This is a genomic window from Kaistella pullorum, from assembly GCF_014837035.1.
GTDB classification, from domain to species: Bacteria; Bacteroidota; Bacteroidia; order Flavobacteriales; family Weeksellaceae; genus Kaistella; species Kaistella rhinocerotis.
The window spans coordinates 651,114-674,650 of sequence record NZ_JACSPS010000002.1 but is presented as its reverse complement, the minus strand read 5'-3'; the positions used below and the strand labels follow the sequence as shown (position 1 = coordinate 674,650).

Annotated in this window: 21 protein-coding genes and 1 other RNA gene; 12 read left to right on the top strand and 10 right to left on the bottom strand. The window is 43.0% G+C overall.

Annotated features, from left to right (window positions below; genetic code table 11):
- Window positions 1-77 precede the first annotated feature (77 nt).
- From H9628_RS07490 to H9628_RS07470, 5 genes are all read right to left on the bottom strand, one after another.
- Window positions 78-575, bottom strand: a complete 498-nt coding sequence (locus H9628_RS07490; RefSeq protein WP_251833502.1) for a thioredoxin family protein — start codon at window positions 573-575, stop codon at window positions 78-80.
- 77 nt (window positions 576-652) lie between these two features.
- Window positions 653-2,164: a peptide MFS transporter gene (locus tag H9628_RS07485; RefSeq protein WP_251833501.1), complete on the bottom strand. Its 1,512-nt coding sequence runs from the start codon at window positions 2,162-2,164 to the stop codon at window positions 653-655.
- Between the two features lie 77 nt (window positions 2,165-2,241).
- The gene (locus tag H9628_RS07480; RefSeq protein WP_251833500.1) at window positions 2,242-3,747 is read right to left on the bottom strand and encodes a peptide MFS transporter; all 1,506 of its coding nucleotides are present in this window, start codon (window positions 3,745-3,747) and stop codon (window positions 2,242-2,244) included.
- Window positions 3,748-3,879: 132 nt separating this feature from the next.
- Window positions 3,880-5,544 (bottom strand): peptide MFS transporter, encoded by a 1,665-nt coding sequence (locus H9628_RS07475; RefSeq protein WP_251833499.1) that lies wholly within the window; start codon window positions 5,542-5,544, stop codon window positions 3,880-3,882.
- A gap of 16 nt (window positions 5,545-5,560) precedes the next feature.
- The gene (locus tag H9628_RS07470) at window positions 5,561-7,687 is read right to left on the bottom strand and encodes a S9 family peptidase (protein WP_251833498.1); all 2,127 of its coding nucleotides are present in this window, start codon (window positions 7,685-7,687) and stop codon (window positions 5,561-5,563) included.
- A gap of 127 nt (window positions 7,688-7,814) precedes the next feature.
- On the opposite strand from H9628_RS07470, the gene H9628_RS07465 reads away from it, so the two are divergent.
- Window positions 7,815-7,997: a DUF6496 domain-containing protein gene (locus H9628_RS07465; protein WP_251833497.1), complete on the top strand. Its 183-nt coding sequence runs from the start codon at window positions 7,815-7,817 to the stop codon at window positions 7,995-7,997.
- Window positions 7,998-8,037: 40 nt separating this feature from the next.
- On the opposite strand, the gene H9628_RS07460 is transcribed toward H9628_RS07465, so the two are convergent.
- The 3 genes from H9628_RS07460 to H9628_RS07450 all read right to left on the bottom strand — a co-directional run bounded on the left by H9628_RS07460 (window position 8,038) and on the right by H9628_RS07450 (window position 11,198).
- Window positions 8,038-9,384: an AAA family ATPase gene (locus H9628_RS07460; protein WP_251833496.1), complete on the bottom strand. Its 1,347-nt coding sequence runs from the start codon at window positions 9,382-9,384 to the stop codon at window positions 8,038-8,040.
- 94 nt (window positions 9,385-9,478) lie between these two features.
- Window positions 9,479-9,985 carry a helix-turn-helix domain-containing protein gene (locus tag H9628_RS07455; RefSeq protein WP_251833495.1) on the bottom strand — a complete coding sequence of 169 codons (507 nt, stop codon included), beginning with the start codon at window positions 9,983-9,985 and terminating at the stop codon, window positions 9,479-9,481.
- 118 nt (window positions 9,986-10,103) lie between these two features.
- Window positions 10,104-11,198, bottom strand: a complete 1,095-nt coding sequence (locus H9628_RS07450; RefSeq protein WP_251833494.1) for a TerC/Alx family metal homeostasis membrane protein — start codon at window positions 11,196-11,198, stop codon at window positions 10,104-10,106.
- Between the two features lie 350 nt (window positions 11,199-11,548).
- On the opposite strand from H9628_RS07450, the gene H9628_RS07445 reads away from it, so the two are divergent.
- Window positions 11,549-12,655 carry a M14 family zinc carboxypeptidase gene (locus tag H9628_RS07445; protein ID WP_251833493.1) on the top strand — a complete coding sequence of 369 codons (1,107 nt, stop codon included), beginning with the start codon at window positions 11,549-11,551 and terminating at the stop codon, window positions 12,653-12,655.
- Between the two features lie 52 nt (window positions 12,656-12,707).
- On the opposite strand, the gene H9628_RS07440 is transcribed toward H9628_RS07445, so the two are convergent.
- Window positions 12,708-13,211, bottom strand: a complete 504-nt coding sequence (locus H9628_RS07440; RefSeq protein ID WP_251833492.1) for a DUF4920 domain-containing protein — start codon at window positions 13,209-13,211, stop codon at window positions 12,708-12,710.
- 307 nt (window positions 13,212-13,518) lie between these two features.
- On the opposite strand from H9628_RS07440, the gene H9628_RS07435 reads away from it, so the two are divergent.
- The 5 genes from H9628_RS07435 (at window position 13,519) to H9628_RS07415 (ending at window position 18,051) form a co-directional block, all read left to right on the top strand.
- Window positions 13,519-14,928 (top strand): APC family permease, encoded by a 1,410-nt coding sequence (locus H9628_RS07435; RefSeq protein ID WP_251833491.1) that lies wholly within the window; start codon window positions 13,519-13,521, stop codon window positions 14,926-14,928.
- A gap of 250 nt (window positions 14,929-15,178) precedes the next feature.
- On the top strand, window positions 15,179-15,418 hold the full coding sequence (locus H9628_RS07430) for a putative signal transducing protein (protein ID WP_251833490.1): 240 nt from the start codon (window positions 15,179-15,181) through the stop codon (window positions 15,416-15,418).
- 78 nt (window positions 15,419-15,496) lie between these two features.
- Window positions 15,497-16,333: a 1,4-dihydroxy-2-naphthoyl-CoA synthase gene (locus H9628_RS07425; protein WP_251833489.1), complete on the top strand. Its 837-nt coding sequence runs from the start codon at window positions 15,497-15,499 to the stop codon at window positions 16,331-16,333.
- Between the two features lie 81 nt (window positions 16,334-16,414).
- Window positions 16,415-17,344: a 1,4-dihydroxy-2-naphthoate octaprenyltransferase gene (menA, locus tag H9628_RS07420; protein ID WP_251833488.1), complete on the top strand. Its 930-nt coding sequence runs from the start codon at window positions 16,415-16,417 to the stop codon at window positions 17,342-17,344.
- A 26-nt stretch (window positions 17,345-17,370) separates the two neighbouring features.
- On the top strand, window positions 17,371-18,051 hold the full coding sequence (locus tag H9628_RS07415) for a metal-dependent hydrolase (protein ID WP_251833487.1): 681 nt from the start codon (window positions 17,371-17,373) through the stop codon (window positions 18,049-18,051).
- Between the two features lie 8 nt (window positions 18,052-18,059).
- Here H9628_RS07415 and ffs read toward each other — a convergent pair.
- Window positions 18,060-18,157: signal recognition particle sRNA small type (ffs, locus tag H9628_RS07410), an RNA gene on the bottom strand.
- Between the two features lie 72 nt (window positions 18,158-18,229).
- Here ffs and H9628_RS07405 point away from each other — a divergent pair.
- From H9628_RS07405 to H9628_RS07385, 5 genes are read left to right on the top strand one after another with little or no spacing between them, the layout of a single operon-like run.
- Window positions 18,230-18,808 carry a DUF4199 domain-containing protein gene (locus H9628_RS07405; protein WP_251833486.1) on the top strand — a complete coding sequence of 193 codons (579 nt, stop codon included), beginning with the start codon at window positions 18,230-18,232 and terminating at the stop codon, window positions 18,806-18,808.
- Window positions 18,809-18,844: 36 nt separating this feature from the next.
- Complete coding sequence (locus H9628_RS07400) at window positions 18,845-19,795, top strand: glycosyltransferase family 2 protein (RefSeq protein ID WP_251833485.1); 951 nt, start codon at window positions 18,845-18,847, stop codon at window positions 19,793-19,795.
- Between the two features lie 2 nt (window positions 19,796-19,797).
- Complete coding sequence (locus tag H9628_RS07395; RefSeq protein ID WP_251833484.1) at window positions 19,798-20,499, top strand: GIN domain-containing protein; 702 nt, start codon at window positions 19,798-19,800, stop codon at window positions 20,497-20,499.
- 4 nt (window positions 20,500-20,503) lie between these two features.
- Window positions 20,504-22,240, top strand: a complete 1,737-nt coding sequence (locus tag H9628_RS07390) for a phospho-sugar mutase (protein WP_251833483.1) — start codon at window positions 20,504-20,506, stop codon at window positions 22,238-22,240.
- Between the two features lie 38 nt (window positions 22,241-22,278).
- On the top strand, window positions 22,279-23,532 hold the full coding sequence (locus H9628_RS07385) for a pyridoxal phosphate-dependent aminotransferase (RefSeq protein ID WP_251833482.1): 1,254 nt from the start codon (window positions 22,279-22,281) through the stop codon (window positions 23,530-23,532).
- Window positions 23,533-23,537: the final 5 nt, after the last annotated feature.

The window sequence follows — 23,537 nt, the reverse complement described above, 5'->3', positions numbered from 1 at the left end:
TTCGCGGAAGGCGAATTTCGTAAAAATAAAAAGGACTTGCAAATAGGTATTTACAAGTCCTTTTCAATTAAATATTCTTACTCAACGATACTTGATTTAAACTTTCGCTGGTAGTTTTCCCACTGCTCGCGCGTGGTAATTTTTTTATAACCATCGCTTGCCATGAAGGGTAGGTAAGGTTCCAGCTCCTGAGCGGTGAACGCGCCCTGCAAGATGGTGATGGGCATGCTGTGCTCGTCCAGGAATACGATGGTAGGGACCGCAGATACATTCATGTACCGCGTGAATTCGTGCAGCGAATTGCGGCGTTTCCCAGGTTCAAAACCGGGATTTATGAAAGCACGGCCGCCATATGTTACTTTTTCGCGGGATTCTGCGTCAAATTTCACGGCATAATATTCCTCATTTAAATATTTTGCGATTAACGGATGTCCGTAGGTGGTCTTGTCCATTATCTTGCACGGTCCGCACCATTCTGCGTAAAAATCAATGAAAATCTTACGTGGTGCAACTTTCTGTGCGCTTAGAGCTTCTTCCAGCGACATCCACTTCACCTGCGCGTGCGCTGAAGTCATTAAAAAAAGGAAAATTATACTGAAAATGTTTCTCATAGCAATTTGGATGGCTAATATCAGGATTAGTTAAATAAGGATTACCGCACGTCCTGCATCAGTTTTTTTACAAACGGAGAAATTACCATAAGGATTACACCAGCAAGCACTGCATATAAGCCGAGTTGTTTGTAACCTTCAGTGTACGCAATCAATGCATCCATATTTGAGGAGCCTTCTTTTGCGGTGGCCATATTCGCACCAATGATTCCCGCGACGTACTGTCCATACGCTGATGCCAGGAACCAGAGTCCCATCATCATACCCTGAAGTTTCTCTGTGGATAGTTTGGTCATGATCGAAAGACCAATCGGAGAAAGGCAAAGTTCACCAAAAGTGATGACCAACAGTGCGATGGTGAATATATTTAAGGAGGTCACGCCCTGTAAATCGGCGAAGAAACGTGTCGCAAAAAGTACGTAGTAACCCAGTCCGAGGAAAATGAATCCGAGTCCGAACTTGATCAGTGTATTTGGTTCAAGCCTTCTTTTGCTCAGCCAAATCCACAAAAGACCCAGCAGCGGTGCTAAAAATATGATGAAAAATGCGCCTCCGGAATTATTCACCCCATTTGGATCAAGACCCAATAGATCTTTGTTCAGATTATTGGCCGCGAAAATACTCAGTGAACCGCCCGATTGCTCATAAATTCCCCAGAAAAGGATTGAAAATATGATGAATACCAGTGCAGCCCAAAGCTTGTTGCGTTCAGGTGCTGAAACTTTAGACATTTCAAAAAACAGATAAATCAATGTCAAAGGACCGACAGTCCACATAAAATAATCGGTGTACTGCGGTACCGAAACCATAATCATGATAAGCGGTACAAATAATAATGTGAGCGCATACACCCCGTAAATCTTCCACTTTTCAGTTGGAATCAATGTACCATCTGCTGCAATTTTTTGCGGCATCAAACCGATGGGTCCCAGTCTGCGCTGTGTAAATACAAAATTAATCAGACTGATGACCATTACGATGGCGGCCAGACCAAAAGCCACATTCCATCGTTTATCTTCCGGAATGATATTAGTTAGCATTTCGCCCTTTCCAATCGCGATACACAGATAGCCGCCGAGCAGCGCACCCAGGTTGATTCCAGCATAAAACAGTGAGAAACCGGCGTCACGGCGTGAATCATCGCCCCGATAGAGCTTGCCAACCATGGTGGAGATGTTCGGTTTAAAGAAACCGGTTCCCACAACGGTAAACGAGATGCCGAGAAAGAAAAAGTCGTGAGGGTTTGTGGCAAGTATCAAACTTCCAACGATCATCAGCAGTCCGCCCCAGAACAGCGATTTCCGGAATCCCAGGATCTTATCCGCAAAAAGGCCGCCTACAAAGGTGAAAGCATACACGAAAGCCTGCGTGGCACCGTATTGCAGATTGGCTTTTTCGTCATCGAATTTCAGTTCAGAAATCATAAAAAATACCAGCATACCGCGCATCCCGTAAAAGCAGAAGCGTTCCCACATTTCCGAGAAAAACAGGGACCATATCTGTTTCGGATATTTTCCTTTAAAATCCTGAATTTGATCAAGCGTAAGATTCATTAGATAAAATTTTAACGAAATTAGAAAAAACCACCGGATATCCGATGGTTTTAAGATTTTTAAAGGTTTTGCTGTGCTTAGTTCACACCGTGCATTTTCTTTTCTAACCAACGGCTCATCATAAACAGGATCACAGCTGCAGCACCGCACATTACGATAAATACAAGGAAGAAATCAAACAGGTTTGCGATTTCGAATCCAAGGAAATGCGTAACTGCTGCGCCCTGACCATCTTCGCCGCTACCAGGAATAAGTGCTGAGAGCGTACCTGCAAATTTATTCGCCGCTGCATTCGCAAGGAACCAGGTTCCCATCAAAAGCGATGAAAAACGCAGTGGTGAAAGTTTTGAAACCATTGATAGTCCGATTGGTGAAAGGCAAAGTTCACCCATCGTGTGAATTACATAAAGTGCGATCAACCAGAACATTGAAACTTTGTCCATCATTCCAAGACCATACACTGCAAATGCAATTACTACATATCCTAAAGATACCAATGCAAGACCTAACGCCATTTTCTTTGGCGAAGAAGGCTCCATGCCGCGGTTTCCAAGACGTAACCACATTGAAGAGAACAATGGTGCAAGAAGGATAATTGCTAATGGGTTAACTGACTGGAAGTAACTCGCAGGCATTTCCCAACCGAAAATCATTCTGTCGGTCTGCCTGTCCGCGAAGATTGTAAGGGAGGCTCCAGCCTGCTCAAATGCGCCCCAGAAGAAGATTACAAAGAACGCAAGGATGAAGATCACCATAATTCTGTCGCGTTCTTCTTTTGTCAACGATTTATCGGTAAGCACGATAAGCGGCATCACGATCATTGCACCGTAAATGAGGTAGCCAATGATGTCGAGGTCGCTTTGGAACATCGTCTTGAAGTTCATCAGGAAGAAAATGATCGCGATTGAGCCTAAAACCATTCCCAGTTGTGCGATACCAAACTTGTTGGTAGGCATACCGATCGGTTTCTGCTCATTATCAACCAATAATTTATTTTTCTGAAGCATGAATGTTACCAAGCCGATTACCATACCGATACCTGCCGCAAGGAAACCCCATTTGAAGTCCACTTTTTCAGCCAAGGTACCTGAAACAAGCGGTGCAAAGAATGCCCCGAGGTTAATACCCATATAAAATATAGTAAAAGCCGAGTCAATACGGCGGTCACCTTTTGGATAAAGCTGGCCAACCATGGTGGAGATATTCGGTTTAAAGAAACCATTACCGATGATCAGCGCCGTAAGACCAATCCACATCAATGTAATTGCTGAAGTACCCGAAGTAGATGCACTGAAGAACATTATGAACTGTCCTAAAGCCATCAGCAAACCTCCGATCTCGATACTTCTTCTGTTCCCCAGAAAACGGTCTGAAAGATAACCACCTAGAAGCGGTGTAAGGTAAACGAGGCCGGTATAACTTCCGTAGATCTGGGAAGCTTCTGCATCATCCATTAAAAGCATTTTCGTCATATACAGAACGAAAATCGCCCGCATTCCGTAGTAGGAAAAGCGTTCCCACATTTCAGTCATAAACAAAAGATAGAGTCCTTTAGGATGCCCTGTCTGTACTTCTGTAGCCATAATTTATTTCTGTTAATAATTGTTAATAGACAAATATAGTTTTTTTCCGTTGTTCGGTATATAATTGTTTGGTATGTGGACACAAAAAATGCCGGACTTGCCGGCATTTCGTAGTGAAAATTGTACCAAAAACTACTTTACTCCTTTCTCTTTCATAATTACATTAAGCCTTTTCAGGATCGACAGTCCCAAAAGGGTAGCTAAAAGTAACAGTCCGAAATTGACAATGAAGAAGTTAGCTTTATTCTCGTAATCGTACCAGAAACTCGCTAAAACTCCGGAAAGTTTATTACCGATTGAAGTTGAAAGGAAGAATCCGCCCATCATCAAAGCCGTAATCCGCGGTGGCGAAAGTTTTGATACCAACGAAAGGCCCATTGGTGACAGGCAAAGTTCACCAATTGTAATAACTCCATAAGCTGCTACAAGCCATAAAGCCGATACTTTGAATAGCCCGTTCTGGCCCGCATATACCGCACCCACCATAACGAGGCAGGAGAGTGCTGAGATGAACAATCCGAGGACTATTTTACTTGGCGTTGTGGGTTCCTTGCCCTTTCGTCGGAGAAACATGAAGAAACCTACCACCACCGGCGTGAGCACAATTACCCAAAATGGATTGACAGACTGGAAAAGTTCAGTGTTGTAGAGGTAAACTTTCCCTTCCGGATTGGCTTCCATCGCAGCCTTTTTTTCAGGCGTCTCATTTCGGAAATAAATGTCTTTGCCCTCTTCTTTCAGGGCGTTGCCAGACTCGTCTTTTTTAGCCTGATACTGATCATCATAGACATTCACCGATTGAGTTGTATAATCCTTAGTATCCACAAGATAAATGGCTTCCAAAGGTTTTTCGAGCGCTGCAGGAACACTTCTGTCCGTATAATAATTCGCCCAGCGCGTCAGTGCAGTTCCGTTTTGTTTAAATACGGCCCAAAACATCAGGCTCACCGCAAAAATCGCCAATAAGGCACCAATCGGTCTTTTATCCTCCGAATTTGCCTTTACATAAAGCATGACATAGAAGTAAATAACAGGCAGACAGGCAAATATAAACGCATCAGTAGAATCACTTCCGAAGATATTTCCTGGGATTACCCAACCAACAACACCAGCGATGATTGCGGGTAGAAATACTTTGACCAAGACATCGGAAATCTTGGTATCACCTTCCTGAGCGGGTTTGATGACATTAGCTTTAAGAATATGCTTGCGGCCCAGTGAAAATATGATCAGACCCAAAAACATCCCTATACCGGCAGTCATAAACGCTTCGCCCCAGCCAAATTTGTTTCGCATGAAGGCCGCGATAATATTGCAGACAAACGCTCCGATGTTGATTCCCATATAGAAAATGTTGTAACCTGCATCCTTATTGGCTGCGTAAGGCTCTTCTTCGTAGAGGTTTCCCAAAAGCGTGGAAATACTTGGTTTGAAGAAGCCGTTTCCTAAAATAATAAGACCCATCGATGCGTAAAACATCGGTAAATCCTGGAAGACACCCAGACCAATGTAACCCAAAGCCATAAGAACCCCGCCTATGTAGATCGCTTTGATGTAGCCAAGCACCCGGTCTGCAAGAAAGCCACCCAAAAACGGCGTCAGGTATGTTAAAGCGATGAAAGTTCCGAAAATATCATCCGCGTTTTTGTCATTTAAAGCCAATCCGCCGGTTTCGGTAGGATCGATCATGTAGAGTACAAAAATTCCGAGGATTAGGTAATAGCCAAAGCGTTCCCACATTTCCGTGAAAAACAAAAAGGGTAGTCCTTTGGGATGTTTACTGGTGTTTGATGCCATTTTTTATATTTAAATATTAAAGATTTTCAAGTAAGAAGTCTGTCATTTTCTGGTATAACTGAGGTCTCGTCTGTCCGCCGAAAATACCGTGATTCTTGTCCGGATACGCCATGAACTCAAACTGCTTTTTGTTCTGAATCAACGCTTCGGCAAACTCCATAGAATTCTGGAAATGCACATTGTCATCAGCGGTGCCGTGAATCAAAAGGAATTTACCTTTCAAAAGTTTCGCGTATTCTGTCGGTGAATTCTCGTCATAACCTTTCGGGTTTTCCTGTGGGGTGCGAAGGAACCTTTCGGTATAAACCGTGTCATAATATCTCCAGTTTGTAACCGGTGCTACAGCGATTCCGGTCTTGAAAACATCAGCACCTTTGGTCAGCGCCAAACTCGCCATGTAACCGCCATAGCTCCATCCAAAAATCCCGATTCTCGAAGCATCAACATAGCTTTGCTTGCCGAGCCATTTCGCGGCTGCGATCTGGTCTTCAATCTCATACTTGCCAAGATTCATGTACGTAGATTTCTTGTATTTGGTTCCTTTAAAACCCGTCCCGCGGCCATCCACGCAAACCACCAGATATCCTTTCTGCACCAGATGATTGAACCAAAGTCCGTTACCGGCATCCCACGAATTGGAAACACTTTGTGAGCCAGGACCGGAATACTGATACATAAAAACCGGGTATTTTTTATTCCTGTCGAAGTCTTTCGGCTTCAGAATCCATGCGTTCATCTGGTCTCCAACTTCATTTGGAATAGTAAAAAACTCTTTTGTTACAAGGTTATCTGCCTGCAGTTTTTTGAGGAGTTCGTCATTATTCTGAAGTTCTTTTACCGCCTTTCCGTTGTTGTCCTTCAGCACGAAAGTGTAAGGTTTGCTCGCCGATGAGGACGTTTCGATGAAATAGTTGAAATTACCGCTGAAGTTCGCACTGTTGTTGCCTTCAGCATTTGAAAGCAAAGTGGATTTGCCTGAATTGATATTGATTTTCGAAACCACCTTGTTGATGCTACCTTTTTCCGTAGTTTGCACGAAAACCTCATAGGTTTTTGGGTTGTATCCGTAATAATCGGTCACTTCCCAGTTGCCTTTGGTGATTTGCTTTTTTAATTTTCCATTCTCGTCATACAAATAAAGATGACGGTTCCCATCACGCTCTGAACCCCAGATAAATGAGTTATCCGGCAGAAATTCCATTGTCACATTATCGGTGTCAACCCATTTTTCATCGGTTTCGGTAAATAATTTCTGAATCTTGCCAGTTTTGGTATTAACCTTTAAAACATCGGAGGCATTTTGGGTACGCGCGGAAGTGATAAGGATGATTTCATCCGGCTTGGATGTCTTAATGACATTCGGAATGTAATAATTCTTAAAATCCGACAGATCGAGAGCCACCGTTTTTCCTGAGTCCAAACGGAAAAGTTGTGCTGAGACAATCGAGTTCTTTTCACCGGCCTTCGGATACTTAAAACGCATCTCAGAAGGGTAGAGCTGCTTGCCGTAGATCGGGATATACATTTCCGGAACCTCCGTTTCATCAGACTTTACGAACACAATTGCGTCTGAATTCTGCGTCCACTCATACAGTTTTGCATGACCGAATTCCTCTTCATACACCCAGTCTGCGAGACCGTTTAATATTGAATTTTTCTTGCCGTCAGTTGTAATTTGAATAATTTTGCCGGAATTTAGGTCCTGATAGTATAAGTTATTGTCAGCAATGAAGGCAACCTTGTTTCCGTCCGGCGAAAAAGTAGGTTCCTGCACCGCATTTCCGTTATTCAGGCTGATCATTTTGCCCGTACGCAGGTCCTTCACATCAAATATACCTAAATAGGAATGGCGATAAATTGGTTCACTTTCCTTCAAAAGCAATATTTTCGATTCGTCGCTGCTGAAAATATATGATTCAAATTTTCCGTCAACGATATTTACCTCTTTTTGTGAGGTCTTGTAGGAATATTTAGCAATTCCGGCAGGCTCTATCACCACATAGCTGTCACCGCCTTTCAGCGATGCGATTCCCGAAATGCTCTTTCCGCGGTAATAGCCCGAGTAAATTTTATCGAGCGTTATTTCCTGCGAAAACAGCGCTACAGCCGCGAGTAAAGAGACAGATAAAAATATTTTCTTCATATAGATAATTTGATAAAGGTCTCAAAGATAACAATTTTATTAAAACGCCCGCCAATCGGCTACAGATGGCAGCAAAATTGAATTCGAAATGCATAACAACTAACTTTTTAACAATAAAATCTGAATTATGGCAAACAAGAAGTATTCGGATAAGGCATCCGATAAAATTGGAGAAGTGATGCACGAGTTCAAGGAAGGAAAACTAAAATCTTCCAATGGTGACAAAGTTACAGACCGCAAGCAGGCGGTTGCGATCGGAATTTCAGAGGCCAAAGAAAAAGGCCTGAAAGTACCGAAAGAAAAGAAATAGGATAAAATTCAAAAGCCATCAAATAAAGATGGCTTTCGTTTTATTTTGAATCAGAGTTATGCGTGAAACCAATTGCCTGACGTGGTTTTTCTACGATTCTGTAGTGCTGAAGTTCCTGCTTAAGATTCTCAATCCTGGTCGCGAAATCGTCGTAATTATTTACAGAGATATCTTTTATAAACCTGGACATCTGTTCGAAATATTCATCCGTCAGTTTTGCCGAAGCTTCCCTCAACGCAGGCTGCAGATGTTTTTTGATGTCGATATCCAGAGAGTTGTCTTTCAGATACTGCGTCCGGATCCGCTTTTTAAGGCTCTGCGTGAAATCGATGAGCATCGTGTTTGAGAATACCTTCATTCTGGCCGAAATTTCGTTCCAGAACGGTAGATGGTCTGCATTATTTTTTTCTAAAATCTGTTTTAGTAAAGCTTCGTCGGACAGATCTTTCGTCATATAATAAAGAATGATTTCCGCACGTTCCTGCACATTCGGTGGAAATACCGGAATCACCACATCGAAGCGGCCGGGCGCGAGTATCTCGCGGTCGATACCTGTTAAAGTGTTGGCCGAGGCTACCATGAGCAACTCCTCTTCCTCAAATCGGTCGATATGATGAAGTATGATCTCCTTAGTTTCCTCATCGCATGAATTGACCGAACTTGTGGCAGTGCGTTCCATCATCACATTATCAAAATCATCCATGAAAAGCACTACTTTTTCCTGTTTCATGGTTTCGAGCAGAAAATCATTAAAACTGGTCTCGTTGCCGTCTACAAACGAGGTCCCGAGATAATACTTCTTTATTTCTTTGAATTGATACCCAATGATCTGAGCAATTTTGTGCGCCCAAAATATTTTACCGCTTCCGGGTGGGCCGTAGAGAATGATTCCAGCCGGTCTGTGTATGCCCCAATCGGTGAGCGTGGTATTTTCATTTGCAAATGGGTCAAGTGCCTTTGAAATATAAAAGAACAGATCGCGATAGCCGATGAAATCACGTTTTGCGAGCGGCATACGCTTGCCGAAATAGTTGTACACAAAATTGTAGTCGCCACCCAATTTCTGGTCTACGCCAAAACTCGAAACTGAGGATCTATAGACGCCGTTTTCGTAAATCGCAGGTTTTTCCTTGCGGATCACTTCCGCGACCTTGTCTGCGGGCTGACTGATATTTCCGGCGATATCTTCTACGGTTTTGGGCTGTTCAAGATCCTTTTGGTAATTTTTTAAAAACGAAATATTTTCACGGGCAAATCTGGCAAAGTCTTCCTTTACCTCGAAATCTGTACTTATACATTCGGAAAGTTCGAGATCGAAATCCTGGATAAATTTTATAAAGCTGTCGGTGGTGATGTGAAGTTCCTTTGCAAGTTCGGCAAGTTTCATAAAAAGTGATTTTGGTCTGAACTGCAAAAAGTGTGCATAGCTTCTTTTTAGTTTTTTAAAGAAGGCCTACACAATAAGAAGATGATCAAAGTTTTTACGGCTCGAAACTTTCAAATTTTCCATTTTCGTAGAACCAAACAATCCGCTTTATGCCAACCTGTTCTTTTTCAAAGGTTTGCGATTCAAACTCGGAAATTGCAGGCGCTAATCGCTGAGAATCGCCTAAATCTTTTCTTTTGGTGTCTTGCTCAGGAATAACGGATTCTGAAGGTGCTTGCTTGCTCACCCGGTCTTCCGATTCGGTGTACCCAAAATTTTCATCATTGATAATTGAGAAGAGATCGGGGACAGCGGCAGGTTTTGCAACGGGTGTTTCTTCCGTTACGGTTTTCAGCATTTCGCCTTCACCGGTGATGATCCAGTCCCATTGCAGCTCCGGAAAGCGCGATTTGATTTTAATAAGAAAGTCTAGGGAGGGTTTATTACGTCCGGATGTGATGTGAGAAATGTTGCTGCGCTGCACATCTATTTCGTCTGCAAATTCTGATGCAGTCAACTTCGAATATTCGATAATTTGGGAAACTCTCTCATTCAAACTCATATTACAAATGTAAAGATTAAATTTAAATATGTAAATACATTTGTAAATCAAAACATATTACAAAAGTAAACCAGCCGTATGTGGCTGGTTTAGAATATTTTAAATAAGATTACGAATGTTAGTGACGTAAATGTTCATCCTTCTCCGGATCAAATTTCAGTTTACGTTCTTTCGTACGTAGAGGGAACATTAAGGAGAAAAGGATACTTAAACCAAGGATACTCACAATCACGATAAGCGAATGACTGGTTGTAAAACCCCAATTTTCAAGGTAGGAATGAAGCAGCATTTTAAGTCCGATAAACGTAAGCAGTACTGACAACCCAACCTTAAGAAAACGGAATTTATCGATGATTCCGGCGAGCAAAAAGAACATTGAACGCAGACCTATGATCGCAAAGATATTCGAGAAAAATACGATGTAAGGATCTTTAGTCACAGAGAAAATCGCCGGGATACTGTCGACGGCAAATATTAAATCTGTTGCTTCGATGATCAGCAAGACCAGAAATAGAGGCGTTATTTTCTTTACACCGTCAATCGTTACAAAGAATTTGTTGCCTACGAAATGGTTGTGGACTTTGAAAAAACGGTTCGCGAATTTTACCACTGGGTGGTTGTGTGTATCAATCTTATCATCGCCGTCCTTCTCAAAGAACATCTTGATTCCGGTAAACACAAGGAAAGCTCCGAACACGTACATGATCCAGCTAAACTTCTCAATCAGCGCCGCTCCCACGAAAATGAAGATAAAACGCATCACAATCGCGCCGAGGATGCCCCAAAAAAGCACGCGGTGATAGTTCTTCGGAGCTACACTAAATGCGGTGAAGACCAAAACCATCACGAATATATTGTCTACTGATAAAGCATATTCCACCACATAACCGGTAAGGTATTCGAGACCGAGGTTCTGATTATATAACTGGATACTGTTTTCTAAATCTCCCGGAATGATCTTGACAGGGTGGTGGTGCGAAGAAATGACCTGTTGCAGTTTTTCGAGGTTGTCTATGCCGTGGAGTAGGTGACCGTAGGTAAGCAGAACAAAGTAAAAACACATCGACAGTGCCACTACAAAAAAACTCATGAGACCTGCCTGTTTCATCGAAACTGTATCCGATTTTCTACTATTAAGAAGACCAAGGTCTAAAGCCAGGATAAAAACAATAAAAGCCAGGAAGGAAAGTAAGAAAATAGTTTCGCTGTTCATATAAAAATTTTATCGGCAAATATACTCCAAATAATAATTTCTAAGCCACGTTACAATTGTAACACGGTTTGTTATAAAACATTTTCAACAGAGCGGATATGTTTAGGTTAACAACCTACATTTGGGGAAAACCAACCCATTTAGTACTTAAAGTAAAATTATAAAATACTGTAAGTAAATTTCCTAAATAACTGATATTGTACTTTATAAAATTTTTCATTAAATATAACTCAATCCACAATTTTACCAACAGACAAACTGACCATTAGCGATGTTTAACGATTTTACAATTGTAATAAAATGTATTTGAAAAAATTTTAAAGTAAATTTGAAAATTGTAAACCGCATTTATGAACAGTACTTTCCTTTATCAAGCAAATCCTAATTTCCCAAACCGCTATATTTCCCCAGAAAAATTATTTAATTACTTACAGACGAATTTCAGCGACTTCATTTCAGAGATCGGTAGGTCATTTCTGGGCAAGCCTATTTATATGATGAAAGTTGGTAGAGGTGAGACGAAAATTCTGGCTTGGTCGCAGATGCATGGGAACGAATCCACGGGCACTTTGGGGATGCTCGACTTGCTTGAAATGTGCAATCGTCAGCCTGAAATGGAAAATCAGCTATTTTCAGATATTACGCTCCATTTTATTTTTATGCTGAATCCCGACGGATCAGCGAAATGGACAAGACGAAACGCGCTGGATATTGATCTGAATCGGGATTTCCTGAAAAGATCAAGTAAAGAATTCCAGATTCTGCGCGGGATCGCTGAAAGCGGAAATTATGATTATGCACTGAATCTGCACGATCAGCGAACCATATTTACCACCGACGGAACCAATCCTGCCACACTTTCATTTTTGGCGCCATCGGTTAATTTTGAGCGTGAGGTTACGCATGTTCGGAAGCAAGTAATGGCGATAGTTTCGAGAATATATAGTCGTCTGAACAGGAGTTTGCCCAATCAGATCGCCAGATACTCCGATGAGTTTTATCCAACATCAACAGGTGATAACTTCACAAAAATGGGTTTGCCCACTGTTTTATTCGAAGGAGGGCATTTTATAGATGATTATAAAAGGCTGCAGACGCGGAAATTTTACACTCTTGCGCTTATCGAGTGTCTGCAGGCGATTACCGTGCTGAAAGGCAGCATTTCTGGTTGGGAAGAATATGCAACAATTCCTGTGAATAAGGAAACGCATTGCGATGTGATTTACCGGAACGTGACCTTGAATCTTGATTATGAATGCACGCTGGATATCGCGGTGCAGTTTCGGGAAGAGTATGTGCCGGCCGAAGATGAGATTTCGTTCGTGCCGATTGTCATCGAGGTGGGTGATGTCGGAGCCAAAAAAGGCTGGCAGGAAATCGACTGTACGGGCAAAAAATTTATCTCAAGCCGGAAATTTCCCAAGTTGGACGCTCCGGTCGATTTCACTTTTGAATAAAAAAATTGCGGAGCATTCGCTTCGCAATTTATTTTTTGTATTTAAAAGAGGTTTACTTTAAAACCTTGATTCCATTCGCAACGAATCTTATTTCTTCCTGCGGTTTCGTGATCGCATCTATTTCAGCCTGCGGTTTCTTTGCATCTTCGGCGTAATGTTTTTGTTCATCCACTGAAATCACTTTTGTCTCGGCAGAACCTTCCAATAAAACTTCTTTTCCTTTCAATGCTGTAGGAACGAAAAATGCGTAATCCTTCATTTTTACAAAGAACTTCTCGTTGTTTTCGGTTTCCACCGTCAGCCAACAGCCTTTTTTCTCGCAAACGTCGGTTACTTTACCTTTCACAGCTACCTGATCCACCTTTTTTGCAGCTTTAAGTTTCTTATCGAGTTTAGCGGGTGTGATGGCATTTTGTTCTGCTTTAGCGGAAACTTGCGCTCCATAAGTTTCGCCAGCCAGCGCTTTTCCCTCCGGCGGACCCATTTTTTTAGCCGTTTCCTGCGCAAAAACTGTGGTGGATAAGACTACCGAAAGAATCAAGGCAAATTTTTTCATTGTTTTTATAATTTGAGCAAATCTAATAAATTTTTCACATGTAGATTTCTTTTGCTCCTAATATTGTGCAGAATGCGTTCAACGGACTCTTCTTCCTCAGAACTTATCGAAAATTTAAATTCTCAGACGGCCAACTGTCAAAGTGCGAAGGTGTAACTTCCTTTTTTAATACCTGTTGTCGCATATTGATATTAAAAACGTAAAAAAAACCTAAACCCGTTACCGAAATTTTTATATTTACGCCCGATAATAAATTTTAAAAAACCAGGAACCGACAAAATTCCGCCGTACAAAACGAAAAAATTTTATGCAGAAAAAACTTAAACTTTGGGATGCAACGATGCTTGTAATGGGTTCTATGATTGGCAGCGGAATATTTATCGTCAGTTCAGATATGATGCGGAACCTGGGTTCGGGGTACTGGCTCATCGTGGTTTGGGTGATCACAGGCATTATGACCGTTGCCGCAGCCATTTCGTATGGTGAATTGTCTGCAATGTTTCCAAAAGCCGGCGGACAGTACACCTACATCACCGAAATTTTCGGGAAAATGACCGGTTTTCTTTACGGTTGGGGACTTTTTGCGGTGATACAAACCGGAACAATCGCGGCCGTCGCCATGGCGTTCGGAAAATTTACCGCCTACCTGATTCCTGCACTCAATGATTCAGCACCCATTTTCCAAAGCGGTACATTCCGCATTACTTGGGTTCAGATTCTCGCCATTGTCGTCATTTTGCTGCTGACTTTTATCAATACCCGCGGTGTAAAAAATGGCAAACTACTGCAAAACCTTTTCACTACTTCCAAGATCCTCGCATTACTTGGAATCATTTTGTTCGGCTTTCTATTGATCAAAGATTCAAACTGGACGCAGAACATGAGTTTTGGTTGGTCCGGTTTCCAAAATTTCGGACGCGAAGTGGGTAATGACCTTGTTTCCACAGGCTGGCAGCCCATTTCCGGCGTCACCTTGCTGGGCGGAATTGCCGCCGCGATGGTCGGCTCCGTTTTTAGTTCTGTCGCGTGGGAGAATGTCACATTTGTTTCCGGCGAAATAGAAAACCCAAAGAAAAACGTCGTAAAGTCAATGGTACTCGGTACAATCGTCGTTATGGTACTGTACATGCTGGTTAACTTCGTCTATCTGAACGCGCTCGATCGTGACGGTATTGCGTTCGCCGACAAAAACCGCCCGGCTGTAGCTGCTTCCGAGGTCATTTTCGGCAATTTAGGCACGGTAATCATGGCAGTTTTGGTGATGATCTCTACATTTGGCTGTATCAACGGACTTGTTTTGGCGGGCGCGCGCGTCTTTCAAACCATGGCAAAAGACGGACTGTTTTTCAGGTCAGCCACCGAAAACAACCGGTTCGACGTACCCGAAAAATCGCTCTGGATGCAGGGAATCTGGGCCTGTGTACTCGCGCTGAGTGGTCAGTATGGCGATTTGCTCGATATGATCTCGTTCGTGATCGTGCTGTTTTATATGATTACCGTTTTTGGCGTGATTTACCTAAGAATCAAGAAGCCGGAGATCGTAAGACCTTATAAAACCTGGCTTTATCCGCTGACGCCGGTGCTGTATTTAATTATCGGAACCGCCTTCTGCGTGCTGCTCATTTGGTTCAAACCGCAATATACGTGGCCTGGTTTTCTACTTATTTTACTCGGGCTGCCGGTCTATTGGTTCATCAACCGCAGAAAAATTTCATAGTTTTCCGGAAGCCCGAAGATTTTCGCGTCTTCCGAAGTCTTCACCTGCTTTCACTACTCGCTGCCCGGCTCCCTTTCGGTCGCCGGGCGAGCTCAGACAGGCCGTTCAATCAGGGCTAAAAGTTCAGGAATTTCTCTTTCGTAAGGGTGGGATTCGCTGTCTATGCATTTACATTGTCGGTGATATTCAATCACAACTTCGCTTTAAAGCCATATTTATAATCATGCGTATCTTTAGCAAAAAGAAAAACATGTCAGAATTAGTCCCCATATTCCAGTCATCCTACTTATACGAAATCGAATTAGCCAAGTCAAAACTCGCTTCACGCGAAATCCCGAGCTATATAAAAAACGAATACGTGAACAATATCGCCGTTTTCCCTATTTCCCAAAATTACTTTCTGCTCGTCAGCGAGCACGATTTTGAGGAAGCGGAAAAGATTCTTGCAGAAACTCACGAAGACAGTACCGGGCCCGGACAGCCATCATAAAAATCCACCGAATAACACCGCGGTTTCCTTTTGCCTCACCTCATAAATCTGTATCTTTGGGCAAAATTTTTACATACCATGACCGACTGGAAAACCGTAAAAGAATACGAAGACATTACCTATAAAAAATGCGGCGCCGTAGCGCGGATTGCCTTTAACCGACCGGAAGTGCGCAATGCTTTCCGCCCAAAAACCACCTCTGAACTTTACGATGCTTTCTACCATGTTTCCGAAGATCCTTCGGTAGGCGTCGTATTGCTTACCGGCGAAGGACCGAGCCCAAAAGATGGCGGCCACGCATTTTGCAGCGGTGGCGACCAAAAGGCTCGTGGTGAACAGGGTTACGTGGGCGAAGACGGCCGTCACCGACTGAATATTCTCGAAGTTCAGCGTCTGATCCGTTTCATGCCAAAGGTTGTTATCGCGGTGGTGAACGGCTGGGCTGTAGGCGGCGGTCATTCACTACACGTCGTTTGTGACCTTACGTTGGCAAGCGAGGAACACGCGATTTTCAAACAGACCGATGCAGATGTAACCAGTTTTGACGGCGGTTACGGTTCTGCATATCTTGCCAAGATGGTGGGTCAGAAAAAAGCCCGCGAAATCTTCTTCTTAGGCCGGAATTATTCAGCGAAAGAAGCAGCAGAAATGGGCATGGTAAACGCCGCGATTCCTCACGCCGAACTCGAAGAGAAAGCTTATGAATGGGCGCAGGAAATCCTGGGCAAATCGCCAATGTCTATCCGCATGCTGAAATTTGCGATGAACCTTACCGATGACGGCATGGTAGGTCAGCAGGTTTTCGCCGGTGAAGCGACGCGACTTGCGTACATGACCGAAGAAGCCAAAGAAGGACGCAACGCCTTCCTTGAAAAGAGAAAGCCCAATTTTGGGGAAGATAAGTGGATTTCTTAATTGTAAAATATATTGCCGAGTGAAGCGCTGTCTTCTCTCACGATATCGTACATTTTACTAAAACAACGTATATAAAAAATAATGACAGACTGGATACAGGCCGCACGCCTCCGCACTTTACCCTTATCGATGAGCGGAATCATCGTAGGTTCATTCATTGCCAAATGGCGCCTCGAAATTGCCGGCTTGAGTTGGGACTGGATTGTTTTCGCGCTCGCGCTGCTCGTCACACTCCTTTATCAGGTGCTGTCGAACTTTGCAAATGATTATGGCGACGGCATCAAAGGAACAGATAGATTACGGTTTGACGAGGCTGAACAGCGCGCCGTAGCTTCAGGCAGAATTTCTGCACAACATATGAAAAATGCGGTGATTCTGTTTGCTGTATTGTCTTTGCTCGCTACCGTGGCGCTTCTGTACCAGGCATTTTTTAAAGAAGGATACATCAGCGAGTTTTACACATTTGTTGTTCTTGGTATCGCTTGCATTCTGGCTGCAATCGGTTATACTGTTGGGAAAAAGCCTTATGGCTACCTGGGTTTGGGTGATTTGATGGTCTTTATCTTTTTCGGACTTGTTTCCGTTGGCGGCAGCTACTTTCTGTTCACCAAGACTTTTGAGGCCGACATTTTACTTCCCGCAACCGCAATCGGTATGCTGAGCGCGGCAGTTTTAAACCTTAATAATATGCGCGATATCGAAAGTGACCGTGTTTCGGGTAAGAAAACACTGGCACTCAGGCTCGGTTTCCGCAACGCGATGATATACGAAATGGTTTTGCTGCAGCTCCCAATCATCCTTATTCTGGTATTTTTAATGATGAACGGGCTACACACCGAGAAAAAATATTATGCGTTTATAGTGATGATCATGCTGTTTCCGACGGCTGCGTTACGACGAAGAATTCTTCAGACCAAAGAACCGCGAGCGCTTGATCCGTTTTTGAAGCAAATTGGCATGATCACGATGACCACTGCAATTTTGCTGGCAATCGGGTTAAATTATTTTTAAAAAATCAGAATTTAAAAACTAAGAAAATGACCATACAGTTCCTCGGACAAAACTGTTTTCTGTTCACATACAACGGAAAAAACATCTTAAGCGATCCTTTCTATAACTTTCAGAAAGAACAGTCGGGATTTGATATTGCTGCACAAAAGATTGATTATGTCCTGATCACGCATGCACACGGCGATCATACTGCCGATGTGAAAGAAGTTCTGCAGCATCATCCTGAAGCGCAGATTATCGGTCAGCCCGAGATTTGCGGCTACTTCGGTCATTCAAATTCGATCGATATCAATTTTGGCGGTTCGGCAAAAATCGATGATTTAAAGATTTCAATGGTTCCTGCGAGTCACACAAGCTCTTTTCCGGACGGAAGCTATGGCGGTGAACCTGCAGGTTATATTTTCAGGTTGCCTGGTAAAAACCTGTATTTTGCCGGCGATACAGGCGTGATGGCAGACATGGCGCTGTTTCCGCAACTGTTTGGTGATATCACTCTGGCGATTCTGCCGGTGGGTTCGCATTACACGATGTGTGCACGCAAAGCGAGTTTTGCTGCAGCGGAACTTTTAAAAACACCAAAAGTGATTGGCTGTCATTTCGATACATTCCCTCCAATTGCGATTAATCATGCAGAAGCGGCGGAACATTTTGCGGAAAAAGGAGTGGAGCTTGTGTTACCTAAACTGGGAGAAACCTTTGAATTTTAGGCATAAAAAAATGGCAAGCGATCTACATCACACCGCTACAACCGTTTACCTTTGCTGCGTTCCCACCCTGGAGGATTCACAGGAGCTGGTTGTGTAGGACTTGCCGGTGCAAAGATAAAGCTTTAAATCAAAATTCAAAAAATTCAGTCATAAAAAAATTCTTAATTAAACTATTTTCATGGTAAAAAGTGTGTACACTATTGGCTTTCTGCTGTTTATTGCTACAATGATTCTCTTCTTCGGAATGTATTTTTTCGGTATGAACACCGATTATTTCAACAATTCACTCCTCATTAACGCGTTTCTTATGCCGGCGGTCTATCTTGCGGGCGCTTATTATTCCGTTTACGAACTCAAAAAAACCGGTGCGCTGATGGGATTTCGTGATGTTTTCGGCCGCGCGTTCAAACCGATGTTTTTTGGTGGTTTACTGTCTGTTCTGGCTATGTTTGCATTTCTGAATTTCGTGGACAAAGATGCCAAAGACCTGCTGAATTATCAGTACATCGAGCGTCAGAAGACCGAGCTCAAAAATGAATATGTAAAAGCAAAAACGGGTTTGAACAATGATGATATCAGTCGCCAACTCGACCAGAAATACAACGAACGGCTTCAAAGTTTTTCGCCGGAGATGCTGAAAGACAAAGACATGTTCTCGTTCCGTCAGTTCACATACTATTTCGCTGCAATACTGATTTTTTATGTGATTCTGTCGACCTTTTTCGCCACTTTTTTCAGAAATAAACCGCAAGTATAAAGCGGTATAACGCTCTGTTTTAAATTTATAATTAAAATGAACTTATCTATAATCATCCCGCTCCTGAACGAAGAAGAATCTCTGGAGGAGCTTTTTTCCAGAATCGACAATACCTGTAAAACCGCTGGCCTGACGTACGAAGTCTGGTTTGTAGATGACGGCAGTACCGATCTTTCCTGGAGCATCATTGAAAATCTTCGGGTTCGTTTTCCACAGATCCACGGAATCAAGTTTTCACGGAATTACGGTAAATCACAGGCCCTCCACGCAGCTTTTGAAAAGGCGCAGGGCGATGTTGTGATTACGATGGATGCTGATCTTCAGGACTTTCCTGAGGAAATTCCGGAACTGTACAGAATGGTCAAAGAGGAAGAATATGACATTGTTTCAGGCTGGAAAAAGAAACGTTTTGATAATGTAATGACCAAAAATCTGCCTTCAAAACTGTTCAATGCAGCTGCGAGAAAGGTTTCAGGCGTTGCTTTACATGATTTCAACTGTGGCCTAAAAGCGTACAGAAAACAGGTGGTAAAATCGATTGATGTGTACGGCGACATGCACCGCTACATCCCGGTTTTGGCTGCCAATGCAGGTTTCCGACGGATTACTGAGAAAGAAGTGCAGCATCAGGCGAGACCTTACGGAACCTCAAAATTCGGGACCGAGAGATTTGTGCGTGGATTTTTAGATCTTATAACGCTTTGGTTTGTCAGCCGTTTTGGCGGCAGGCCGATGCACTTTTTTGGCGCAGTTGGAACTTTAATGTTCATCGTTGGATTTTTATCCGCTTTTTGGCTCGGCATTTCCAAGTTAATCGATGTTTCACGCGGAATTTACGGCCATTTGCTCACCGATAATGCGTGGTTTTTTATTGCGCTGACTATGATGATTCTTGGGACACTGCTATTTATCGCCGGCTTTTTGGGTGAAATGATCATCCGTTCAAACCGTGAACATAAAAATTACAACATCGACGAAGTAATTTGATTATGAAAAATCTGTTTATCCTGATATTTTCTTTTACCTTGATCTCTTGTGGTGACATTTCGCCAAAAGGCAGCATCGAAAGCAAAGATTTGCCCCTTGAAGACTTTGTGAATATTGATCTTGATGGTAAATTCAGGGTATTTTATGTGAAGAGCGACAGCAGTTTCGTGAATGTGGAAACGTATCCCAATGTTTTCAATAACCTCAAAATCAATGTCGAGGATAAGACTTTAACCATAAAGGAAAAGCGCGCGACGAAAGGTGTCGATTTCTACAACATCACGCTGTATTCGAAGTATCAGCCGGAAAAAATTAAAATTTCTGATTCGGTTGAAATCAATGTTTCGAGTGAAATAAAGACCGATAACTTTCGCCTGAATTTAAAAAATTATGCTAAATTTATTGGGTCGGTTAACGCCCGCAGAGCAGAGGTGGAAATGGCGGACCGAAGTCAGGCCAACTTCCTGGGTAAAAGTCAGCAGGTGAATTTAAAAATTTCCGACAGCGCCAGTATAATAGCGCCTTACTGGAACATTGACAATTTAAAACTGGAGTCCACAGACGCAAATTATGCCGAGGTGAATGTAAAAGATTCGCTGAAAGGAAGCGTCAAAAACACGGCGAAACTCGTATATTATAACAACCCGATCCGGGCTTTCAAAATCGCCCCGACCGCAACAGTACAGAATAAAAAAATAGACTGATATTATGGATATTACCGAAAACTTAACACCACTCGAAAAAGCTAAACTTTGGCTGGGCGAAGGTTTTGATGAAGAAACGCGAAGAGCCGTAGAGATGCTGATCAGCTCACAATCTGCAGATTTGGACGATTCATTTTACCGTGCGCTGGAATTTGGTACCGGCGGGATGCGCGGAATAATGGGAGTGGGAACTAACAGACTTAACAAATATACGTTGGGGCAAGCTACTCAAGGTCTGGCGAACTATCTTCACCAGCAGTTTTCAGGGCAGCAGATTAAGGTGGCGATCGCTTATGATGTGCGGAATAACTCCAAAGAATTTGGGAAACTTTGCGCGGATGTTTTGACGGCGAACGGAATTAAAGTTTTGCTTTTCAAAGAACACCGCCCGACACCCGAACTTTCGTTTACGGTTCGCGACAAAAAATGTAATGCAGGAATCGTGCTTACAGCGTCGCACAATCCGCCTGAGTATAATGGTTACAAAGTATATTGGAATGATGGTGCCCAGATCGTGCCGCCAGATGATGAAGCGATCATCAAAGAAGTGTATTCACTGAAATTCGAGGATATCAAATTTGAGGGAAATGATGATTTGATTGAATGGATCGGCGAAGAGCAGGATGATGTGTACATTGACGCCTGTATGGAAAACTCGCTGTACCAAAAAGATAAAATTGGTTACGATAATCTGAATATTGTCTTCACTTCAATTCACGGAACAACTTATAAAACAGTTCCCCAGGCTTTGAAAAAGGCCGGATTTACCAAAGTTGATCTGGTAAAAGAACAAATGATTCCGAGCGGAAACTTCCCAACTGTAGAATCACCTAATCCTGAAGAGCCCGCTGCACTGGAAATGGCTCTGGATTTGGCGAGAATCACGAATGGCGACATCGTGATCGGAACAGATCCAGACGGTGACCGTCTTGGCATTGCTGTGCGAAACCTCGATGGTGAAATGCAGTTGCTGAATGGTAACCAAACCAATACGATCCTTACTTATTATATCCTTGACCAATGGAAAAAGGCCGGAAAAATTACCGGTAAAGAGTTCATCGGTTCTACCATCGTGACATCGGACATTTTTGAAGACATCGCCCAAAAATTCGGAGTCGACTGCAAAATTGGTCTTACCGGTTTTAAATGGATCGGTAAAATGATCCGCGACAACGAAGGAAAAGAAAAATTTGTGTGTGGTGGTGAAGAGAGCTTCGGTTTTATGACGGGTGATTTTGTACGCGACAAAGATTCTTGTGGTTCTATACTCTTGGCATGCGAAATTGCGGCCTGGTGCAAAGCCAACGGCAAAACCATGTACCAATACATGATCGATATTTACAAAGAAACCGGAATGTATTACGAAGGTCTTATAAATGTCGTGAAAAAGGGCAGAAGTGGCGCTGAAGAGATCAAACAGATGATGACCGACTTCCGCGAAAATCCACCAGCGGAAATTGCTGGTTCAGCGGTGACTGAAGTGAGAGATTACCTTGAACAGACTTCCTTAGATCTAAAAAATGGGCAGAAATCGGTGATGGATGGTATTCCGAAATCAAACGTGTTAATTTATTATACCGCAGACGGCACCAAAGTTTGTGTACGACCATCGGGCACGGAGCCGAAAATCAAGTTTTATGTTTCAGTTAAAGATTCCATTCAAAGCGAAGAAGAGTTTCGCCAAAAGCTCACGGTTCTTGATGGCAAAATCCAACAGGTGAAAAGCGATCTTAAGCTTTAGAAAAGTAATCTATCCGCGAAATACCAAATCGACGAAGTATGAAAGTTTCAAAACTCGCGCAGAATCTCATTGGTTCCGAAATCATAAAAATCGGAAATCAGGTCAACGACATGAAAGCTAGCGGTGCCACGATTGCCAATCTCACGATTGGTGATCTGGACTCGGATATTTACCCGATTCCGGCACTTCTTAAAGAAGAAATCACCAAAGCTTACCGGAATAATCTCACCAATTATCCGCCGGCAAACGGACTTCTGTCGCTTCGGAAAGCTGTTTCTGAAGATTTAAAAACCCGCTGGAACCTTGATTACTCGCCTGATGAAATTTTGATTGCGGGCGGATCTAGGCCATTGATTTACGCTAGCTTCCGCACAATTGTGGATGATGGTGACAAAGTGGTTTACCCGGTTCCTTCCTGGAACAACAACCATTATTCTTACCTCACGCATGCCCAAAAGGTGGAAGTGGAAAGTTCTCCGGAAAACAACTTTTTGCCAACCGCCGAAGAACTGAAACCTCATTTGAAAGGTGCTGTTCTCCTTGCGTTGTGTTCGCCGCTGAATCCTACGGGCACGATGTTTAGCAAAGAGCAGTTGAGTGAGATCTGCGAGCTGGTAATTGAAGAAAACAACAGCCGCACCGAAGGTGAAAAACCGCTGTATCTGATGTACGACCAGATCTACGCGATGCTTACTTTCGGTCACGAACATTTCAATCCGGTTTCATTGTTTCCCGAAATGAAAAAATATACCATCTACATCGACGGTACTTCGAAATGCTTCGCCGCCACGGGAATCCGTGTAGGCTGGAGTTTCGGTCCACAGGAAGTGATGGATAAAATGAAATCTTTGCTCGGACATATCGGTGCGTGGGCGCCAAAACCCGAGCAGCAGGCCGTTTCTGTATTTTTAAAAGATTCCGGTGAGGTTGACAAATTTGTTGCGGACTTTAAAACTAAAATTTCAAAAAGCTTGCAGGTTCTTCACGATGGTATTCAGGAATTGAAAAAGCGTGGTTTACAGGTTGAAAGTATCGAACCGATGGGCGCACTTTACCTCACCATCGAACTCAATTATTTAGGAAAAACTACTCCTGAAGGTTCCAAAATCAACGATTCCTCAGATTTGGTGTTTTATTTAATTGAGGAGGCCGGCGTAGCTCTTGTACCGTTTTCTGCTTTCGGAAACTCACGTACGATGCCATGGTTCCGCGCTTCAGTCGGTGGATTGTCTGTGGAAGAGATTTCAGCGATGATTCCTAGACTTGAAGCTGCCTTAAATCGACTCTCTTAATCTGT

Excerpts from the sequence above, each read along its gene's own strand:
- H9628_RS07390 (WP_251833483.1), top strand. The coding sequence starts at position 20,504 with ATGGATATTACCGAAAACTTAACACCACTCGAAAAAGCTAAACTTTGG.
- H9628_RS07485 (WP_251833501.1), bottom strand. The coding sequence starts at position 2,164 with ATGAATCTTACGCTTGATCAAATTCAGGATTTTAAAGGAAAATATCCG.
- H9628_RS07475 (WP_251833499.1), bottom strand. The coding sequence starts at position 5,544 with ATGGCATCAAACACCAGTAAACATCCCAAAGGACTACCCTTTTTGTTT.
- H9628_RS07480 (WP_251833500.1), bottom strand. The coding sequence starts at position 3,747 with ATGGCTACAGAAGTACAGACAGGGCATCCTAAAGGACTCTATCTTTTG.
- H9628_RS07470 (WP_251833498.1), bottom strand. The coding sequence starts at position 7,687 with ATGAAGAAAATATTTTTATCTGTCTCTTTACTCGCGGCTGTAGCGCTG.
- H9628_RS07400 (WP_251833485.1), top strand. The coding sequence starts at position 18,845 with ATGAACTTATCTATAATCATCCCGCTCCTGAACGAAGAAGAATCTCTG.
- H9628_RS07455 (WP_251833495.1), bottom strand. The coding sequence starts at position 9,985 with ATGAGTTTGAATGAGAGAGTTTCCCAAATTATCGAATATTCGAAGTTG.
- menA (WP_251833488.1), top strand. The coding sequence starts at position 16,415 with ATGACAGACTGGATACAGGCCGCACGCCTCCGCACTTTACCCTTATCG.
- H9628_RS07450 (WP_251833494.1), bottom strand. The coding sequence starts at position 11,198 with ATGAACAGCGAAACTATTTTCTTACTTTCCTTCCTGGCTTTTATTGTT.
- H9628_RS07385 (WP_251833482.1), top strand. The coding sequence starts at position 22,279 with ATGAAAGTTTCAAAACTCGCGCAGAATCTCATTGGTTCCGAAATCATA.
- H9628_RS07490 (WP_251833502.1), bottom strand. The coding sequence starts at position 575 with ATGACTTCAGCGCACGCGCAGGTGAAGTGGATGTCGCTGGAAGAAGCT.
- H9628_RS07465 (WP_251833497.1), top strand. The coding sequence starts at position 7,815 with ATGGCAAACAAGAAGTATTCGGATAAGGCATCCGATAAAATTGGAGAA.
- H9628_RS07430 (WP_251833490.1), top strand. The coding sequence starts at position 15,179 with ATGTCAGAATTAGTCCCCATATTCCAGTCATCCTACTTATACGAAATC.
- H9628_RS07425 (WP_251833489.1), top strand. The coding sequence starts at position 15,497 with ATGACCGACTGGAAAACCGTAAAAGAATACGAAGACATTACCTATAAA.
- H9628_RS07440 (WP_251833492.1), bottom strand. The coding sequence starts at position 13,211 with ATGAAAAAATTTGCCTTGATTCTTTCGGTAGTCTTATCCACCACAGTT.
- H9628_RS07435 (WP_251833491.1), top strand. The coding sequence starts at position 13,519 with ATGCAGAAAAAACTTAAACTTTGGGATGCAACGATGCTTGTAATGGGT.
- H9628_RS07415 (WP_251833487.1), top strand. The coding sequence starts at position 17,371 with ATGACCATACAGTTCCTCGGACAAAACTGTTTTCTGTTCACATACAAC.
- H9628_RS07405 (WP_251833486.1), top strand. The coding sequence starts at position 18,230 with ATGGTAAAAAGTGTGTACACTATTGGCTTTCTGCTGTTTATTGCTACA.
- H9628_RS07395 (WP_251833484.1), top strand. The coding sequence starts at position 19,798 with ATGAAAAATCTGTTTATCCTGATATTTTCTTTTACCTTGATCTCTTGT.
- H9628_RS07460 (WP_251833496.1), bottom strand. The coding sequence starts at position 9,384 with ATGAAACTTGCCGAACTTGCAAAGGAACTTCACATCACCACCGACAGC.
- H9628_RS07445 (WP_251833493.1), top strand. The coding sequence starts at position 11,549 with ATGAACAGTACTTTCCTTTATCAAGCAAATCCTAATTTCCCAAACCGC.